This is a genomic window from Aeromonas piscicola (assembly GCF_000820005.1).
Lineage (GTDB): Bacteria > Pseudomonadota > Gammaproteobacteria > Enterobacterales > Aeromonadaceae > Aeromonas > Aeromonas piscicola.
Window position 1 is genome coordinate 1 of record NZ_CDBL01000019.1, and the last position, 599, is coordinate 599.

Below are 599 nucleotides of genomic sequence, written 5' to 3' on the forward strand. Positions count from 1 at the left end.
GGCGATCCGCCAGCAGCAGGACTCGCTGCTGTGCCAGCCAGTGCACACCGGATTCAAACAACCCGCAGACCAGTCCGGCAAGGAGACCGACCAGGGCGGCCAGCAGGAGCACCAGCAGCGGCATCTTGTCCCGCTGGATCAGGCGCTGCAGGACAGGGGGGCGACCTTGTGCGGTCGCCTCGCGAGGGGGGATAGCTTGTTGCACCATGGGTATTCACGCTCATCTAACGAGGGTCGGAAACACCCGGCCTCGGCTCGGCTGCCCAGCACAGGGCCTTTCTGCTATAGTCGGCCCGTTTCATTTATCACGGGTGCAGACCGGGAGTCCGGGTGGCGAGAGCGCAAAGCATACTCCTCTCACCGCAGCCTGCCGAGCCGCTATCGACCGCCTGCGCCCGGGTGACGACCAAAATCCCATTAAGGATGATCCATGTCAAAATCAGATCAGCTGTTTGAACAGGCCCGCCAAACCATTCCAGGTGGCGTCAACTCACCGGTCCGCGCCTTCAATGGGGTCGGCGGTACACCCCGCTTCATCGATCACGCCGATGGTGCCTACCTCTATGACGTGGATGGTCAGGCCTATGTGGATTACATCG

General features: G+C 61.9%; 2 pseudogenes. One reads left to right on the forward strand and one right to left on the reverse strand.

The features are described 5' to 3' along the window. Window positions 1-208: pseudogene (locus BN1128_RS04150) on the reverse strand (H(+)/Cl(-) exchange transporter ClcA); the annotation flags it as partial. Window positions 209-430: 222 nt separating this feature from the next. On the opposite strand from BN1128_RS04150, the pseudogene BN1128_RS25195 reads away from it, so the two are divergent. Further along, window positions 431-599: pseudogene (locus BN1128_RS25195) on the forward strand (aspartate aminotransferase family protein); the annotation flags it as partial.